The 2,412-nt window shown below is 72.4% G+C and carries 2 protein-coding genes; one reads left to right on the forward strand and one right to left on the reverse strand.

Features of this window, described 5'->3' with window-relative positions; all coding sequences use genetic code 11:
• The coding region (locus tag PROKR_RS18550; RefSeq protein WP_036965582.1) for a LacI family DNA-binding transcriptional regulator at positions 1-426 on the reverse strand (426 nt) is incomplete at its 3' end.
• 167 nt (positions 427-593) lie between these two features.
• Between PROKR_RS18550 and uxaC the strand changes: the two genes are divergently transcribed.
• Positions 594-2,030 carry a glucuronate isomerase gene (uxaC, locus tag PROKR_RS18555; RefSeq protein WP_036965585.1) on the forward strand — a complete coding sequence of 479 codons (1,437 nt, stop codon included), beginning with the start codon at positions 594-596 and terminating at the stop codon, positions 2,028-2,030.
• The last annotated feature ends 382 nt before the right edge of the window (positions 2,031-2,412 follow it).

The raw sequence follows: 2,412 nt of genomic DNA on the forward strand, positions 1-2,412 counted from the left end.
GGCGAGCACCGCCGTCAGCCCGTCGAGCGCCGCCCGCAGCTCGGCCTCGCCCGAGCGGGGCGAGGCCAGCAGCAGGCCGTCGGTCCGCGCGGCGAGTGCTCCGATCAGCTCGGGCTCGACGTCGGCGTCCTCGTCGGTGTCGGCCACGAAGACCTCGTAGCCCTCAGCACGGGCCCGGGCCTGGACGCTCTTGGTCACGGACGCGAAGTACGGGTTCTCCAGGTCGGGGACCAGCAGCCCGACGGCGTGCGTGCGGCCCATCCGCAGGCCGCTGGCCGCGAGGTTGGGGCGGTAGCCGAGCTCGGCGGCGATCCGGGTCACGCGGTCACGGGTCGCGGCCGCCACCCGCTCGGGGGCGGTCAGCGCGCGTGACACGGTGGAGATCGAGACCCCGGCGGCGCGCGCGACGTCGTGCACCGTGACCATGCCACCTCCTGGTGATTCGCGACACTGCGAACGTTTGCACACTATCGTAGGGTTTGACTGCAAACGTTCGCAATGCTCCGCTTCTCACGTTCGTGTCGCGGCTTGGCAATGCCTACGATGTGGAAGCGCTTACCCCGAACCGGCAACGATGCCCGCAGGAGGACTCTGTGACCGACACCTGGACGCTGCACCCCGACCGCGCCCTGCCCGCCGACCCCGTGACCCGGCCGATCGCGCGCGAGATCTACGCGGCGGTCCAGGACCTCCCGATCGTCTCGATGCACGGCCACGTGGACGTCACCGCCTTCGCGGACGACGAACCCTTCCCCGACCCCGCCCAGCTCCTCGTGGTCCCCGACCACTACCTGACGCGGATGCTCGTGTCGCAGGGCGCCAAGCTCCCCGAGCTGGGCGTCGGCCCGGCGGTCGCGCCCGGGTTCGAGTCCGACCCCCGCGAGATCTTCCGCCGGTTCTGCGCGGGCTGGAAGCACTTCCGCGGCACGCCCACGCGGTACTGGATGGAGCACGAGCTGGTCGAGATCTTCGGCGTGACGGTGCGGCCGTCGGCGGAGACGGCCGACCAGGTCTACGACCAGATCGCCGAGCGGCTCGCCGACCCGGACTTCCGGCCGCGCGCCCTCCTGGACCGGTTCGGCATCGAGGTCATCGCCACGACCGACCCGGCCTGGAGCACGCTCGACGAGCACACGCGGCTCGCCGCCGAGCTGCCCGGCCGCGTGCTGCCGACCTTCCGCCCGGACCCGTTGCTGCACCCCGCGCGCCACACCTGGCGGGACGACCTGGAGAAGCTGGCCAAGGCCTCGGGCATCGCGACCGACTCGTACGCGGGTTACCTGGCCGCGCTCCGCGAGCGCCGCGCCGCGTTCGTCGCCGCGGGTGGCCTGGCCACCGACCACGGGCACTTCAGCGCGGACACCACCCCGCTGCCCGACGAGGTGGCGCGCGCCCTGTTCGAGAAGGCCCTCGCGGCCGGGCCGACCGGGGACGGCGCGGCGCTCTCCACGGCCGAGGAGGCGGCGTTCTCCGCCCACATGCTGTTCCAGATGGCGGGGATGGCCACCGAGGACGGCCTGGTCATGCAGTTCCACCCCGGGGTGCTGCGCGACCACGACCCTGCCGTCGCGGCGGCGTTCGGCCCCGACAAGGGGTACGACATCCCCGTGACCGCCGAGTTCACGCAGGGTCTGCGGCCGGTGCTGGAGGCGTTCGGCAACTCGGAGAACTTCCGGATGATCGCGTTCACCATCGACGAGGACGTGTACTCGCGCGAGCTCGCCCCGCTGGCCGGCGTCTACCCCGCCCTGCGCCTGGGCGCGCCCTGGTGGTTCCTGGACGCGCCCGACGCGATGCGCCGGTTCCGCGAGGCCGCCACCGAGACCGCCGGGTTCTCGAACATGTCCGGCTTCGTGGACGACACCCGCGCCTTCTGCTCGATCCCCGCGCGGCACGACCTGGCACGTCGCGTCGACGCCGGCTACCTCGCCCGGCTCGTGGCGGAGCACCGGCTCGACCTGGACGAGGCCGTCGAGACCGCGGCCGACCTGGCCTACCACCTGCCCAAGGCGGCGTACGCGGCACGCTGACCCGGACCTGCCGAGGCCGCGCGGCGCGCTCTCCTTCGAAGCCTAGGTTTCTCCGTTTTGAGGCGGCTCAAAGCGGAGAAACCTAGGCTTCGAAGGAGAGGACCGACCGCGGCTTTTTCGCGGGCCGGACAGACCGGGCCCCCTGGGTGGACCCGGGAGCCGTCGCTGAGGCACAGTGCCTATACCCCTATATCCGCATATCAACCGCAAGACGGATGGGACGTTTCATGACTGGCGATTCTTCGCGCGCCTCCTCCGCCCACGCTCCCCATCCGGCCTGGCTGCCCGACGACGCGTTCGCCGCGATCGGCAGCCGCCGCGTGGTGGTGGCGGGCGACGGCGCCCTGGCCGGCACCGTGGCCGAGGAGGTCGCCGCGGCGAC

This window comes from Promicromonospora kroppenstedtii DSM 19349, assembly GCF_000515355.1.
Taxonomy (GTDB): Bacteria; Actinomycetota; Actinomycetes; order Actinomycetales; family Cellulomonadaceae; genus Promicromonospora; species Promicromonospora kroppenstedtii.